This is a genomic window from Endozoicomonas montiporae CL-33 (genome assembly GCF_001583435.1).
In the GTDB taxonomy this organism is placed as follows: domain Bacteria; phylum Pseudomonadota; class Gammaproteobacteria; order Pseudomonadales; family Endozoicomonadaceae; genus Endozoicomonas_A; species Endozoicomonas_A montiporae.
Window position 1 is genome coordinate 4,735,017 of record NZ_CP013251.1, and the last position, 15,006, is coordinate 4,750,022.

The following is a 15,006-nucleotide window of genomic DNA, read 5'->3' on the forward strand; positions in this document are numbered from 1 at the left end:
ACAGTTTTGACGATCATTTGAGGCGAATAGCGAGCTATTCAACGAAAAGGATCGTCAAAAATGGCCAAATCCGGCTTTTTCGCAGTAGGTCAGTGGTAAGTCCGACAGGCTCCTAGAGACATTAAAGGCTCACCCCCTACCCGTAACTGTTTACATCATACTTTTGTCTAAGTCTGCTCAAAATAGCTGCATACAGGGCTTTTAATGGCTTAAACCCCTCAATCAGCTGATGCTCTTTCTGATCTCCTGTGAACTTTCAAACCTTATCTGGCTCTACTATTTGTGGGCCCAATAAATAAGGCAATAAAGGAGTATGCCTGTGAAGTTTACAAGCAACCTAAACAAACTCGTTTTTGCATTCTTTATAACTCTGACCCTGTCAGTCAGTGCAGATTTAACGGATCAAGAAAAAGAACCGTACTTGAAAGCTGGAATTACCAGCTCTGTTCAAATCGAACGTTTGATAGAAAAAGGGGTTACAGCAGAACAGGCTCGACCTTTCTATGAAAAAGCACCAATGATAAACCCTTACATCATTCACGCCTTCATTGCACATGGCATTACCGCCGAAACAGCTCTGACTTTTGACCCACGGGTTGCAGATAATCCTTACTATATTAAAGATATTCTTGATGCTGGAATAACCCCGGAAACTGCGAATTGCTTTATTAATGAGGGCATAACCAGCATTGATAGCATTACCAGCCTGACAAATGCCGGAATATCTGCAAAGACCGCCAGGAAATACTTTGACGAAAACATAGAATCTGTATATAAAATCAGTAATTTAAAAACATACCAAATTAGCCCTGAAGTTGCAGGCGCTGCAAAAAGAGCTGGAATAAGAATAACCACCCCCTATGATCTGACCGGGATGCAAACTGCCCTCCAGCAAGGACTGGCAATAGATGACATACAGAAATACAAAGGACTAGCCAGCTCCGCAGACAAATTAAAAGAGCTTTACACTTCAAAAATTCCCGTTACTTTTCTCCAGCAGGCAATGGATAAAGGCGTTAGCGTTGATGATGGCGTTTCTCTTTTCTTTCGCGGCATCGACTTGGATACCTATCAGTCTCTGACTTCAGATCAGAAAACGTGCACAACTTATCCCGGCTCACAGCTTAAATTTGAATACCTTGATAACCTGATCGGCTACCAGAGCGAAAGAGAACCAGTCCCCCTTCCAAAAGCCCTGTTTTCAACACTTAATTCTATTTTTACTCATGATTACATGTATCATTTCTCCACCGACGACCAGCTGGAAATTCTCAGATTTGTTGAAAATAAAGTTAAAGAGGTGGAAAGCCCAACAATTCACAGCCTGCTTTACCTGACAGCCGACATCGTTTCCGAAAGAATCAAATACGCAGACGTTGATGATGGAGAGCTGGAACAGACCTTTCCGAAAAACTGCTCAATCGCCGAATACTGGCGTAGAGGTATCGGTGATTGTGACAAATACACCTCACTTGGCATGGTAGTTTTCGCGCAACTTAAACAACTATTCCCTGACGTACTGAAAAATGTCTATCTCACTAAAAAGCTATTTACGAAAGTCTCCGGTCATGCCTGGAATACCGTTGTCATTGCTGAAAAAGATCAGCTTGTTATCACCTATATTGATATTACTAAATACGATGATGAAGAAAGAGAAAACGCTTGTGAAAACGAAGCTTTACTGGATATTGAGGATCTTCTTACTAGCGACGAAACGGATGGAGGACCATTTGAGGATAAAAACGGCGAACTCGGTGCACTGAACATAAAAAATTTCGACTACCACTATTTCCTCACGGGATACCAGAAGCAATTTTGTCAGCAATAACGAGCAAGGCTGCGTGCCAACCCACGAAAACCAATGCTCTACAATTTAGAAACCATTAGAAAATCAGAACATAAAAAAAGTGGCACTAAAGCCACTTTTTTTATGTTCAAAGGCAGACTGATCAGGATGCCATATCATCAAAGAACTTCTTCACACCTTCGAAGAATGATGTTTTCTTCGGAGACTGACGTTCTTCACCTTCAGCGACAAAGGTTTCTTTCAATTCTTTCATCAGTTCTTTCTGACGTTCAGTCAGCTTAACCGGTGTTTCCACCACCACACGACACATCAGGTCGCCCCGGCTGCCACCCCGAACCGGCGTTACACCCTTGTCACGCAGGCGGAACAATTTGCCAGTCTGAGTTTCTTTTGGAATTTTCAGCTTAACGCGACCGTCCAGAGTCGGCACTTCCAGTTCACCACCCAGAGCAGCGTCTACGAAAGTGATTGGCACTTCGCAGTACAGGTTCTTGCCATCGCGCTGAAAGATCGGATGATCTGCAACACTCACCTGAACATACAGGTCGCCAGAAGGACCACCGTTAACACCGGCTTCACCTTCACCGGACAGACGAATACGATCGCCGGTATCAACACCCGCTGGTACTTTAACAGACAGCGTCTTGTATTCCTGTACCCGGCCTTCTCCATGACATTCGTGACATGGGTCTTTGATCATCTTGCCGGAACCGCGACAATCAGGGCAGGTCTGCTGTACTGCAAAGAAGCCTTGCTGCATACGCACCTGACCCATGCCGCCACAGGTGTTACAGGTAGTGGGCGACGTGCCTTTTTTAGCACCCGTACCATGACAGCTGCCACATTCGTTCAGAGTCGGAATGCGAATTTTCTTGGTGGTACCTTTTACGGCTTCTTCAAGACTCAGTTCCAGCTGATAACGCAGGTCGGCACCGCGCTGAACACTGCTGCGGGAATGACCGCCGCCACCCGCACCAAAGATGTCACCAAAGACATCACCAAAGATATCACCGAAACCACCGGCACCGCCGCCGAAGCCTCCGTGTCCGCCACCCATGTTAGGATCAACACCGGCATGACCATACTGATCATAAGCAGCACGTTTCTGGTCATCCGACAAAATCTCGAACGCTTCGTTCACTTCCTTGAAGTGCTCTTCAGCGTCTTTGTCGTCAGGGTTACGGTCAGGGTGATACTTCATGGCCATCCGGCGGTAGGCCTTCTTGATTTCCTTGTCCGAAGCACCCTTTGCTACGCCGAGAACTTCGTAATAATCACGTTTTGCCATCAGTAAAACCCTGAGAGCTGCGGCGATATTACCCGCAGTCTCTTAAATATTCTTAACCGTTTTCACACCGGGAACACTCCCGATCATCTCATCTTGTTGTTAAATGCAACAACGCGGGAATAATCCCGCGCTGTCGTTTAACTCACTTCATACCGCAGCGCGGAATGCGTGTTTACTTCTTGTCTTCTTTCACTTCTTCGAACTCGGCGTCTACAGCGTCGTCCGCAGCGGAAGATGCACCTTCCTGCTGAGCAGCGCCTTCTGCGCCAGGCTGTTGCTGCTGAGCTTCGGCGTACATTTTCTGAACCAGACCGGAAGACGCTTCGGACAGAGCCTTGGACTTCTCTTCGATGGCGTCTTTGTCGTCGCCTTTCAGAACTTCTTCCAGCTCGGTCAGGGCAGCGTTGATCGCAGTTTTCTCTTCTTCAGTAGCCTTGTCGCCAGCTTCTTCCAGAGTCTTGCGAGTTGCGTGTACCAAGCCATCGCCCGTGTTGCGTGCAGCAGCCAGTTCTTCGAACTTCTGGTCTTCTGCAGCGTTGGCTTCAGCGTCCTGTACCATTTGATCGATTTCGTCGTCGGACAGGCCGGAAGACGCCTTGATCACGATGGACTGTTCTTTACCGGTCGCCTTGTCCTTAGCGGACACGTTCAGAATACCGTTAGCGTCCAGGTCGAAGCTGACTTCGATCTGAGGCATGCCACGTGGAGCCGGTGGAATGTCGGACAGGTCGAAACGGCCCAGAGATTTGTTCGCAGACGCCTGCTTACGCTCACCCTGACAGACGTGAATGGTTACCGCAGTCTGGTTGTCGTCAGCAGTAGAGAACACCTGGGACTTCTTGGTCGGGATAGTGGTGTTCTTGTCGATCAGGGAGGTCATTACGCCACCCATGGTTTCGATACCCAGAGTCAGCGGGGTAACGTCCAGCAGCAGTACGTCTTTAACGTCACCAGCCAGTACCGCACCCTGGATAGAAGCACCCATAGCTACCGCTTCGTCAGGGTTCACGTCTTTACGTGGTTCCTTACCGAAGAATTCAGCTACTTTTTCCTGAACCATTGGCATACGGGTCTGACCACCAACCAGGATTACCTCGTCGATTTCAGACAGATCCAGGTCGGAGTCTTTCATAGCGATGCGGCAAGGCTCCAGAGAGCGCTGAACCAGATCTTCTACCAGGGATTCCAGCTTGGAACGGGTTACTTTAACGTTCAGGTGCTTGGGACCGGTCGCGTCAGCCGTGATGTATGGCAGGTTAACGTCAGTCTGTTGAGCGGAAGACAGTTCGATCTTCGCTTTTTCAGCCGCTTCCTTCAGACGCTGCATAGCCAGAGGGTCGCCTTTCAGGTCGATGCCCTGGCCTTTCTTGAACTCGTCTGCCAGGTAGTCGATCATGCGCATGTCGAAGTCTTCACCACCCAGGAAGGTGTCACCGTTGGTGGCCAGTACTTCGAACTGGTGCTCGCCGTCTACGTCGGCAATTTCAATGATGGATACGTCGAAAGTACCGCCACCCAGGTCATAAACCGCAATGGTCTGGTCGCCTTTACGCTTGTCCATTCCGTAAGCCAGTGCCGCAGCAGTAGGCTCGTTGATGATACGCTTAACGTCCAGACCGGCGATGCGGCCAGCATCTTTAGTCGCCTGACGCTGGGAGTCGTTGAAGTACGCTGGTACAGTGATTACTGCTTCCGTCACAGACTCACCCAGGTAGTCTTCAGCGGTCTTCTTCATCTTTTTCAGGATTTCAGCAGAAATCTGGGGCGGTGCTTTTTTGTCGCCTTTAACTTCTACCCACGCGTCGCCATTGTCGGCTTCAACGATTTTGTAAGGCACCATTTCGATATCTTTCTGAACGACGTTATCTTTGTAACGACGACCGATCAGACGCTTGATAGCAAACAGAGTGTTATCAGGGTTGGTAACCGCCTGACGCTTGGCTGGCTGACCTACCAGAATTTCACCTTCATCAGCAAATGCGATGATGGAAGGAGTGGTACGACCGCCTTCAGCGTTTTCCAGAACCTTGGCTTTTTCGCCATCCAGAATGGATACACAGGAGTTTGTTGTACCCAGGTCAATACCGATGATTTTACCCATGATTGTTATCTCCAGTGCTCTGAATCCAGAGCGTTAAATCTTTAAAAACTGTTTAAATCCGGTTTGCCATCTGCCGTTGTCATCCGGTGTGCCTTGCCTGATCAGAAGCGGGTAAAGCGTTGTGATGATCCGGAGGTCGATGGCCTTCGTTTGCTATATGGGATCGCCTGATTTTTTTTCAAGTGCCCGATACAGACTTTTTTAACTTTTCTGATTTATGGTCAGGGTTGTTTGCCTGAAACTACTTGGACACGACGACCATAGCCGGACGAACCAGACGATCGTTCAGGGTATAACCCTTCTGGAACACATTCATAACGGTGTTGGATTCCATGTCAGGATTCGGAACCATGGACATCGCCTGATGGAAATTCGGATCAAAAGGCTGACCCACCGGATCCACCTGCTTCACGCCTGCTTTTTCCATAGCAGCCAGAAACTGCTTCAGGGTCAGATTCATACCTTCAACCAGCGCTTCATGGCTGCCTTCCGCCTGCCCGGCGCTTTCAATGCCTTTCTCCAGGCTGTCCACCACCGGGATCAGGGAATCAACAAACTTCTCCAGGGCAAACTTGTGGGCTTTTTCCACATCCTGCCGGGAACGACGCTTGATGTTCTGCATTTCCGCATGAGCGCGCAGAGTCTGATCTTTAGCCTGTGCCAGTTGTTCGGTCAGGGCTTCAACCTGCTGTTGCAGCTCGCTGTCCGACTCGCTGTCCGACTCGCTGTCCGACTCGCTGTCCGACTCGCTGTCCGAAGAGTATCCTGCTTCATTATCTGCAGGTACACCGCCTTCTTCGTTGATCACAAACTCTTCTACGGTTTCGTGCTCAGCCGCTACTGCTTCTTCAGCCACCTGTTCTTCAGGCTTACCGTTTTCAACTGTCATTCCGAATCTCCGGTTGGGAGTCAAATCTTTTACTGATGGCTTATATGGGGCTGGCTTTCAGGGTTTCAAGAGGAAGTGAAATTTTTTTTGCAAGATGACTTCAGGCTGAAAGTCAGGTGATACAGCAAAGCCTCCCCAAACTCAGACTGAATTTTGGGAGGCTTGCCTTTAGAAGCTGTTACTTAGAATCGTTGTTCTCCTCTTCAGCTTTTTTATAAAGTACAGCGTAAGGTGTAAATGAATCACTCGTTGCACTACGACTACCAAAACTGAACCCACGACTTCCTGAAGAAGGCAATGCCGCTTCCCGCCCGGAGACTTTGCTAAAATCACCTCCCCGAAGGACGGAAGCCCTTCCCCTGGTAAGGCCAAAACCGCGGTCAGCATCCAATGTTTCATTAACCATTTGCCCGAGATAATTCTGCCAGGCGGCATGTTTGGTTTTATGAAGACCTGTTTCTTCATAGAAATCTAAAACGTTTAAATCTCTGACAGACTTAATACGTTTTCCATTGGGATCCTTCAGAATAATACCCAGTTTAGATTTCCTGAAGTCACCATTATGAATAGCCGTTGTTGTAGTCACTTTGTACTTGGAAGATTCATTAAATGCTCTTCTCTCGGTTATGGCCCCCATATCAAAAATGTGATCATCTTTCGTCTCGCTTTCCGATAACTTTGTTAAAGAGCCATCAGGAGACACTTTAGTAAAAGGATAATAAAGATAGTTAAATTCCTGACCGTCATGATATCTAAGAACCAGGGTTGGCCTTATTTTGTGCGAGCAATGAGGGTCTTCATGATTATTTATGGAAACACCATCAAATGAAAGACTACTTGTTAAGATCGCTCGCTCTACCGTTTTAGAAAACGCTTTGAGATTATCAGCAATCCAACTACCATAAGAAAACTCTTTGCTTAGATCGCCAATAGAAACACCTGACTCCAGATTTTTTTTCAATTCAAAAAAAACATCCATATCACGCGCTGATTCAAGAATAGTGCTTACTTCAGTGATGATGTCTTTGTAATGACCAACATCAAGTCTTATATTTCGACCAAGATCAACCAACTGCTCTATTTTCTCATTAACCTGTTTAAGCCGCCGCTGGTATCCCGGTTGTTTCCGCCCCATACTTTTTAGTTCTTCTACCCATCCCTTTAAATCATCAATCTCTTTTAGGTAGCCTGTCAGTGGAATATTGAGTTGAATTTTTCCGACATCAGGTAAACCCTGAGTAACTTCACCGCTACTCTCTCCGAAACTTTTCTCAGGAGGAACAGGCTGCACTTTTAATAGATTCAGATGAATTTGGCTCGTCTTTTCTTGTATCAGTTGCAGCTTAGCCGCTTGCGTCACTGCCGTATGACTCGACACTTCTGAAACTTTTTGCATAAGCTCGTCCATGGTCAGCTTTCCTTCAGAAACAGCGTCCCTTACCAGCTTTTGCATTTCTTCCCTTTGTGGTTGGCTTGACTTAAAAAACTGCATCCACTCTACAATAATTTTTTCGGCATCGTACTGATCAAGCGCTTTATAAGGTTCACTCGACGTACCTTCTTCAAATAACCCGACAGTTCGAAAAGACAGCGTTTTTGGTTCTGGCTTAGGATTATCGTCTGGGCAAGGCAGATACTTCAACGCCTCTTTATCCTCTGAATCGCTCTTTCCTTCCTGAAAACCTACTTCCTGTACAGGACTACCTGATAAAAATGACATTGGATCCATGATTTCTCTCCTTACGTAATAAACTTTGTACCAGTAAAGAGTTAATAAAATAGAAAAAATTCATTTATTGTCAGGCAGGCTGTCCAGGTTGTTATACCAATTCCGCCATCGGGTATGGCTGGACTACGACTCCGTTCTGTTCTGAACCTTTATCCCTGGAAATCTTTTTTGTCCCAAGCCTTTACGGCGCAATGACTTCAGGTTACTGTATATATAAACAGTTACACTAACGTAGCCTCCGGAAGCCGTTATGCTGACCCAAATGTCTATCAGCAATTTCGCCATCGTTGACCAACTCGATCTGGATATTGAATCCGGCATGACCGTGATTACCGGCGAAACCGGCGCGGGCAAATCCATCATGCTCGACGCCCTCGGACTGGCAACGGGCGATCGTGCCGACCCGGACTGTATTCGCACCGGGGCTGACCGGGCAGAAATCCACGCCATCTTTGATCTCACCCATTGCCCGGATGCCGGCAAATGGCTGGAAAACAAAGAGCTGCTCAGTGACAACGAATGTATTCTGCGTCGCGTTATCACCAAAGAGGGTCGTTCCAGAGCATATATCAACGGAACCCCCTCTCCCCTCTCAGACCTTCGCAGCATTGGCGAGCTGCTGGTCGATATTCATGGTCAACACGAATCCCAGTCCCTGTTGAAAAAGAACAGTCACCGCCTGCTGCTGGACGACTTCGCCAACACCCGCAAACTGGCTACCGAGGTAGCCTTTATCGCCCACCAGCACAACCGTATTCAGACAGAATTAGACGAGCTGCTGAATAGTCAGCAAGAACAGCACGAACGTGTTCAGCTCCTGACTTACCAGCTGGAAGAGTTTGAACAGCTGTCCCTGCAAGAAGGCGAGCTACCGGAGCTGGAAAAAGAACTGCAACAACTGAACCATGCCGAAGCCACCTTGTCCGCCTGCCAGCAGATTAACCATATCTGTTCCGACAGCGATGCAGGCAACCTGCTTCAGCAGCTGACTCACTGTATGCATTTGCTGGGCGACCTTTCCGTTGACCACCCGGCCATTAGCAGCACCATGGATATGCTCTCATCAGCCCATATTCAGGTCGAAGAAGCCGTGGGTGAACTGAATCATTTCATTGATCATTTTGACGCTGACCCGCAACGGATGCAGGAAGTGGATGAGCGCCTCAGTGCCATATACGATCTGGCACGAAAGCATAGGGCTCATCCCGACGAGCTATTGGACAAACAACTCTCTCTTGCCAATGAGCTGGAAAGAATTCAATTCAGCGACGAACACGCTGATGCCCTGCACCAGAAGCTGGAAGAACTCAAAGAGAAGTACCAGACCAAAGCAGAAAAGCTGTCTGAACGTCGTCAGAAAGCCTCCCGAAAACTGGAAAAACAGGTCATTGGCCGAATGAGCCTGCTGGGTATGCCGCGAGGTTTGTTCAATGTTTCATTAACACCGCATGACACCAGAACGCTTTCTCCTCTTGGACGGGAAGAGATTGAGTTTCTGGTCACAACCAACCCGGGGCAACCACCCAGACCTCTGGCAAAAGTCGCCTCGGGCGGCGAACTCTCCCGCATCAGCCTTGCCATACAGGTCATCACGGCGCAAACCTCCCGCATTCCCAGTATGGTATTCGATGAAGTCGATGTCGGCATCGGCGGTGGAACCGCCGAAATTGTCGGTTCCATGCTCAGAGAGCTGGGTGAAAAAAGTCAGGTACTGTGCGTTACCCATCAGCCACAGGTCGCCTCACAAGGCCACCAACATCTGTTCGTCAGTAAGAAGCACAACAAATCAACTTCCAGTACCCGGATTGCCCGTCTGGATGGTGATCACCGCATTCAAGAAATAGCCAGAATGCTTGGCGGTGTTGAAATCACCCGCTCAACACTGACTCACGCCGAAGAAATGCTTGGTCTTCCTGCCTGAACTCAACTCATCCACGACGTTCATTCATTCCAGATACCCGTTTATACGGCAAAAAAAACCGGCAAACCGCCGGTTTTTTTCAAAGTACTACACAAATAACTGGAAACGCTTCATACCAGATCCATCTTGTGGCTCAAAGTGAGTAGTTAGAACTCAGGACTTACTTGTCCTTAGGCTTAACATAGAGCACAAGATTGTGATCGACGATTTCATAGCCATGCTGATCGGCAACTTCTTTCTGCCGACGTTCGATTTCTTCATCAACAAACTCTATGATATCGCCGCTTTCAACACACACCATATGATCATGATGTTCACCACGGGCCAGCTCAAACACGGAATGCCCACTGTCGAAGTTGTGCCGCACCACCAGTCCGGCACCCTCAAACTGGGTTAACACCCGATAAACCGTCGCCAAACCTACATCTTCTTCGGCTTCAAGCAAAGCCTTGTAGACATCTTCGGCACTCATGTGCAGTCCCTGGGAGCCTTCCAGAATCTGCAGGATTTTTACTCGCGGAAGCGTTACCTTCAGACCCGCTTTGCGCAATTCTTGATTTTCCAACACGTTTCCCTAACCTTTAACAGGTGAACCCTGCTATTATCTCATTTTCGTGTAAGTATTTCATATTGTGCAAGAAGATAGTGGAAGTCTGATACCGATGCAAAAAACTCCGGCTCTGACCGCAGCACTCCTATCTGCCGCCCTTCTGGCTGGATGCGCCAGCTCTACAGACAGCGGCTCCAGACTGATTAGCTTTCCGGGTGCATACAAGATCGACATCCAGCAGGGTACCGTGATCACCCAGGAAATGGTGGATCAGCTCCGCCCCGGCATGACCCGCAGTCAGGTACAATACGTTATGGGCTCCCCTCTACTGGAAGATGCCTTTGACCGTGACCGCTGGGACTATGTCTACAGCATGCAGCCCGGAGGCGGAAAGCGCACTCAACAGACCCTGACCATCTTCTTCAAAGATGACAAGCTGGTGTCTGTGCAGGGTGACCTTCGTCCAACACCTCAATAAGCCTGTTCAGCAGGACTTCCTGCTCTCATGCAGTTGCAAAGGCACACCAAACGCAACAGAAGAATCAGGCAGAAGCCTCTTTCTTCTGCTTAGCCTGAGCTGCGCGACGTTTTCGTACTTCTTTCGGATCGGCAATCAGAGCCCGGTAAATCTCTATCCGGTCACCTTCACGAACCGCCTGATCAGCTGGTTTCGGAACCGCTTTCCCATAGAGACCCAGCTTGGATGACTCTACGTCTATTTCCGGAAAGAAAGACTGAATACCGGACTGTCTGACAGCTTCCAACAGGCTGGTGCCTTCCTCGACCTGAATCGTCAGGATTTTCTGCTCGTGGGGCTTGGCGTAAGCCACCTCTACCCGAACCCGTGGCTTTGAATGTTCACCCGTCATTGCGCAAACCTTTACCTGTTACCCGTTCCATAAAGCTGATCCGCACGCTGGCAGAAAGCCTCCACCATTTTGTTCATAGCCTGTCCGAATACACTGCCAACGGTCGCCTGCAAAATAGGGTTAGACAGTTCAAATTCCAGATCCAGAGACACTTTACAGCCCTCATCACCCAGAGCTTTGAACGTCCATGCACCCTGAAGATGCGAGAACGGCCCTTTGAGCAACTGCATTTCTATAGACTCATTCCGGTTCATTCGGTTCCGCGTGGCAAACTCATAACCAAGACCACCTTTGGCAAGACTGAGTGATGCCTCAATGACATTACCTTCGGAAGAAAGGATCCGCGCACTCTGGCACCAGGGTAGAAACTCGGAATAAGACTCGACATCAGCCACCAGTTCATACATCTGTTCGACAGAGTGCATAATCAGTGCAGAACGAGACACCTTAGACATAGCTTTCCTCATGCCATCAGCTGATTAAATAAAAGAAGGCCGGATAGAATAACTCAATCCGGCCTTTTGAGAACAGTAACATTGGTGCTAGTCCCAACAGACTAGCACCTGTACAAGCGATTACGTCAGTGCTGATATCAACACCAGCAGTACACTGGCAGGCACAACAATTCGAATCAGAGCCAGCCAGATATTGAACATGCCGGTGTCCAGAGACAGTTCATTGGACAGCACTGAACGCTTCATTACCCAGCCTGCAAAAATGGCCGTCAGCGCACCGCCCAGAGGCAGCAGAATCAAGTCAGTGGCATCGGCGAACAGATCAAAGAAGCCCCGACCCAGAATCTTCACTTCCGACCAGTGATTGAAGGACAGAACGTTTGCCAGACCCACAAACCACACCAGACCACCAATCAGGATGGTTGCAGTCGCACGACTCATGGAGAATCGCTCGGTTACCCACGCCAGACTTGGCTCAATCAGGGAAATAGCAGAACTCAGGGCCGCAATACCTACCAGAGCAAAGAAGATAAAGCCTACCAGAGAGCCGCCGGACATGCTGGCAAAAGCAGAAGTCAGGGAGATAAACAGCAGACCCGGACCAGCAGATGGCTCCATACCATGTGCATAAACAATCGGGAATACGATCAGGCCGGAGATAATCGCCATCAACGTATCCAGAAAGGCAACATTCAGGGCAGTACGGGGAATAGAGTTATTGGCTGGCATGTACGCACCGTAAGCCATCAGGGTACACATACCCAGGCTCAACGTGAAGAATGCCTGCCCCATCGCAGCCACTACCGCTGCTCCGGTCAGATTGCTGAAGTTGAAGTCAAACATGAAGTGGAAACCGCGCATAAATTCGCCGGTCGCGAACATGCTGTAGCCCAACATAATAATCAACAACAGGAACAAGGTCGGCATCATAACCTGCAGACCTTTTTCCAAACCCTTGTGAATACCACCGGCAGTAACGAAAATGGTAAGTCCCATAAAGATGGTGTGCCAGAAAGTCTGGCGAGAAGCAGACATCACCAGTCCGTCAAATTCATTAACAACATCAGCTGGCGACATGCCAGAAAAATGACCACTCAGTAATTCAAAAGCATACGAAAGAGACCAGCCAGCTATAACGCTATAAAACGTCAGAATGACAAAGCCGGTGAGCATACCCATCCATGCAATACCGTTCCATGCCCGGGTAATGCCCAGCTCACTGGTGAGCTTACGCATAGCATTCAGCGGGCTTAAACGCGCACTACGACCAATGGCCGCTTCAGCCATCAGCAGTGGAACACCAATCATGACAATAAACAGGATATACATCAGGACGAATGCGCCACCGCCATATTGACCGGCGATGTAGGGGAACTTCCAGATATTACCCAGACCAATAGCAGAGCCAGCGGCTGCCAAAATAAAGGTCCAGCGATTATTCCATGTATTTTTCGACGCAGTCGGATTTTGTCCTGACATGAGATTCCTCAAAAACGTACAGCATTTATCGTCTTTTTTTGTATCGCCCCGGACCGGGCCTGAAAGGGTGTCGCTATCTTTGCTTATGAACTGTGTTTATGAACTGTGCTGATGAACTGTTCTTTTGACAAGCAGCTGTTTGGCAGAGAGTGGAAAACTTTTCAAATCGTGCAATTTTTAAACTACGCATAGTATAAACACGGGGCGAGCCCAGCATTCTATCGGTTTACACGTAAGGCACAATACTTTTTTCTGCCATATTTGTAAAAAAGTGTATTTTTTGCAGACGATTAAGAATAAAACACGAAATTAACCTTCAGCAGAACACAAAACAACAACATTGACTCACGCAACTGGTTTTATCAGGGAGTAACGTTATAATCCGTCCATGGCTAAGAAATCGAAAAAGGGCGGTAAGAGCGACTCCTCTATCGTCGTCAACAAAAAAGCTCGCCACGATTATCATCTTGATGAATCGTTTGAGGCGGGTCTCTCTCTCGCAGGCTGGGAAGTTAAAAGTCTCCGGCAGGGTAAAGTGCAGCTGGTCGATAGCTATGTACTGCTGAAAGACGGCGAAGCCTGGCTGATCGGTGCCCAGATTACCCCTCTGAACACCGCATCAACACATGTGATTGCTGACCCTCTGCGTGACCGAAAACTTTTGCTGAATAAGCGCGAGCTGGCGAAGCTGTTTGCCGAAACCCAGCAAAAGGGTTACACCTGCGTCGCTGTTAAACTGTACTGGAAACAACACCTGATCAAATGCCAGATTGCTCTGGCCCGAGGCAAAAAAGAGTTCGACAAGCGCGCTGCCAATAAAGAGCGTGAGTGGAACATTGAAAAACAGCGGGTCATGCATCGCGGCTAAAACATCTGCCCAAAAAAACACTCACATTCAAAAATGACTGTGAGTGTTTCAAGCGACAGATAAACTCTATCCCTTCTTCAATCGGTCAAAACGGTTCTGAAGGTCTACAAAGGCTGACTTATTCATAGTTATTTTGTGTGAAATGTCCTTTCGTCTTGCATAGTCGTCAGGAATCATTTTCTTTAAATGCACTTCTGAAATCTGATCGGCTTGTTTGGGATCTTTTGAAACTTTCACCAACATACCAACGCATCGTCCCTTGAGTGAAGACAGCTGTGAGCTTGAAATCTGACCTTTGATACCTTTGTATGTTAAGGCGTTGAACGTTTCCAGAAGATCCTTTGTCGTCGTTATTTTACCAATGTAATCTGATAGCCCCTTAAATGACGAAGGCAATATATTGGCTTTCATGTCCGCCTTCATCATGCCTGTTGGACGACCATTGCCTTTTGGTTTACCTGTCGGGGGAGAAGGCAGATTAGCCAGATCATTCTCTTGACGTAATTGTCGTAAAGCGGCTGGCTCATTCGACGGTTGTTCCTGCCGCCTCCGCTGGTTTGGTGAACCACCAACATTAGAAGGCTGCTTTCCTGCACGATGATCGGTTTTTATTGTATCAGGTGAACGACCACTGCCTTTTGGATCATCGGTTGGTGGCGCAGGCAGGTTAGTCAGTTGCTGTTCCAGTTTTTGTTGTCGGTTATTTTGCTGACGTAACTGCTTCAAGGCTGCCGGCTCATCCATTGGTTTTTTCTGACGGGCTCCGGGACGTGGCAAACCCGGAGATGCCTGACGCTGAGGAAGGTTGCTGACATTCCTTATATTGAGAGGCGAACCTTTCATCACCCTGCAGTTTGCTGCATTTCTAACGATAGATCTGCCGCCACGGGAAAGAACATTACGACATTGAAACTGTTTTTTCGCCATTCTGCCTGCTTTATTTGCCCCGCCATTGTTATCAGATGGCTGTATATTCGAGGGGCTGGTGTTCCTGCCAATAATCGTCCCTGACATAGTGTGGTACTCCTGCGACAAATTCAAATAAGTATA

At 48.2% G+C, this 15,006-nt stretch carries 13 protein-coding genes; 4 read left to right on the forward strand and 9 right to left on the reverse strand.

What is annotated here, in order from left to right:
• The first annotated feature begins 319 nt into the window (after positions 1-319).
• Positions 320-1,828, forward strand: a complete 1,509-nt coding sequence (locus tag EZMO1_RS21815) for a hypothetical protein (RefSeq protein ID WP_145912695.1) — start codon at positions 320-322, stop codon at positions 1,826-1,828.
• 121 nt (positions 1,829-1,949) lie between these two features.
• Here the strand turns inward: EZMO1_RS21815 and dnaJ are convergent, their stop codons facing one another.
• The 4 genes from dnaJ to EZMO1_RS21835 form a co-directional block, all read right to left on the reverse strand.
• Positions 1,950-3,095: a molecular chaperone DnaJ gene (gene dnaJ / locus EZMO1_RS21820; protein WP_034878359.1), complete on the reverse strand. Its 1,146-nt coding sequence runs from the start codon at positions 3,093-3,095 to the stop codon at positions 1,950-1,952.
• Between the two features lie 172 nt (positions 3,096-3,267).
• A complete protein-coding gene (gene dnaK / locus EZMO1_RS21825; protein ID WP_034878361.1) occupies positions 3,268-5,196 on the reverse strand; it encodes a molecular chaperone DnaK in 1,929 nt (642 codons plus the stop codon).
• A gap of 241 nt (positions 5,197-5,437) precedes the next feature.
• Positions 5,438-6,085, reverse strand: coding sequence for a nucleotide exchange factor GrpE (gene grpE / locus EZMO1_RS21830; protein WP_051790479.1), 648 nt, complete (start codon positions 6,083-6,085; stop codon positions 5,438-5,440).
• Between the two features lie 178 nt (positions 6,086-6,263).
• Positions 6,264-7,814 (reverse strand): hypothetical protein, encoded by a 1,551-nt coding sequence (locus EZMO1_RS21835; RefSeq protein WP_034878362.1) that lies wholly within the window; start codon positions 7,812-7,814, stop codon positions 6,264-6,266.
• Positions 7,815-8,076: 262 nt separating this feature from the next.
• Between EZMO1_RS21835 and recN the strand changes: the two genes are divergently transcribed.
• Positions 8,077-9,735, forward strand: a complete 1,659-nt coding sequence (gene recN / locus EZMO1_RS21840; protein WP_244886715.1) for a DNA repair protein RecN — start codon at positions 8,077-8,079, stop codon at positions 9,733-9,735.
• A gap of 160 nt (positions 9,736-9,895) precedes the next feature.
• On the opposite strand, the gene fur is transcribed toward recN, so the two are convergent.
• On the reverse strand, positions 9,896-10,303 hold the full coding sequence (gene fur / locus EZMO1_RS21845) for a ferric iron uptake transcriptional regulator (protein ID WP_034878366.1): 408 nt from the start codon (positions 10,301-10,303) through the stop codon (positions 9,896-9,898).
• A gap of 94 nt (positions 10,304-10,397) precedes the next feature.
• Between fur and EZMO1_RS21850 the strand changes: the two genes are divergently transcribed.
• Positions 10,398-10,763, forward strand: coding sequence for an outer membrane protein assembly factor BamE (locus tag EZMO1_RS21850; protein ID WP_034878367.1), 366 nt, complete (start codon positions 10,398-10,400; stop codon positions 10,761-10,763).
• Between the two features lie 64 nt (positions 10,764-10,827).
• Here EZMO1_RS21850 and EZMO1_RS21855 read toward each other — a convergent pair whose 3' ends face one another.
• From EZMO1_RS21855 to EZMO1_RS21865, 3 genes are all read right to left on the reverse strand, one after another.
• A complete protein-coding gene (locus tag EZMO1_RS21855) occupies positions 10,828-11,154 on the reverse strand; it encodes an RnfH family protein (RefSeq protein ID WP_034878369.1) in 327 nt (108 codons plus the stop codon).
• Between the two features lie 11 nt (positions 11,155-11,165).
• Complete coding sequence (locus EZMO1_RS21860; RefSeq protein WP_034878829.1) at positions 11,166-11,609, reverse strand: type II toxin-antitoxin system RatA family toxin; 444 nt, start codon at positions 11,607-11,609, stop codon at positions 11,166-11,168.
• 120 nt (positions 11,610-11,729) lie between these two features.
• A complete protein-coding gene (locus EZMO1_RS21865) occupies positions 11,730-13,088 on the reverse strand; it encodes a sodium-dependent transporter (protein WP_034878370.1) in 1,359 nt (452 codons plus the stop codon).
• A 388-nt stretch (positions 13,089-13,476) separates the two neighbouring features.
• Between EZMO1_RS21865 and smpB the strand changes: the two genes are divergently transcribed.
• Positions 13,477-13,956 (forward strand): SsrA-binding protein SmpB, encoded by a 480-nt coding sequence (gene smpB / locus EZMO1_RS21870; protein ID WP_034878372.1) that lies wholly within the window; start codon positions 13,477-13,479, stop codon positions 13,954-13,956.
• Between the two features lie 66 nt (positions 13,957-14,022).
• Here smpB and EZMO1_RS21875 read toward each other — a convergent pair whose 3' ends face one another.
• On the reverse strand, positions 14,023-14,970 hold the full coding sequence (locus EZMO1_RS21875) for a hypothetical protein (protein ID WP_034878373.1): 948 nt from the start codon (positions 14,968-14,970) through the stop codon (positions 14,023-14,025).
• Positions 14,971-15,006: the final 36 nt, after the last annotated feature.

Coding starts and splice junctions, on each gene's coding strand:
- dnaJ (WP_034878359.1), bottom strand. CDS start 3,095: ATGGCAAAACGTGATTATTACGAAGTTCTCGGCGTAGCAAAGGGTGCT.
- dnaK (WP_034878361.1), bottom strand. CDS start 5,196: ATGGGTAAAATCATCGGTATTGACCTGGGTACAACAAACTCCTGTGTA.
- grpE (WP_051790479.1), bottom strand. CDS start 6,085: ATGACAGTTGAAAACGGTAAGCCTGAAGAACAGGTGGCTGAAGAAGCA.
- EZMO1_RS21835 (WP_034878362.1), bottom strand. CDS start 7,814: ATGGATCCAATGTCATTTTTATCAGGTAGTCCTGTACAGGAAGTAGGT.
- recN (WP_244886715.1), top strand. CDS start 8,077: ATGTCTATCAGCAATTTCGCCATCGTTGACCAACTCGATCTGGATATT.
- EZMO1_RS21850 (WP_034878367.1), top strand. CDS start 10,398: ATGCAAAAAACTCCGGCTCTGACCGCAGCACTCCTATCTGCCGCCCTT.
- EZMO1_RS21855 (WP_034878369.1), bottom strand. CDS start 11,154: ATGACGGGTGAACATTCAAAGCCACGGGTTCGGGTAGAGGTGGCTTAC.
- EZMO1_RS21860 (WP_034878829.1), bottom strand. CDS start 11,609: ATGTCTAAGGTGTCTCGTTCTGCACTGATTATGCACTCTGTCGAACAG.
- EZMO1_RS21865 (WP_034878370.1), bottom strand. CDS start 13,088: ATGTCAGGACAAAATCCGACTGCGTCGAAAAATACATGGAATAATCGC.
- smpB (WP_034878372.1), top strand. CDS start 13,477: ATGGCTAAGAAATCGAAAAAGGGCGGTAAGAGCGACTCCTCTATCGTC.
- EZMO1_RS21875 (WP_034878373.1), bottom strand. CDS start 14,970: ATGTCAGGGACGATTATTGGCAGGAACACCAGCCCCTCGAATATACAG.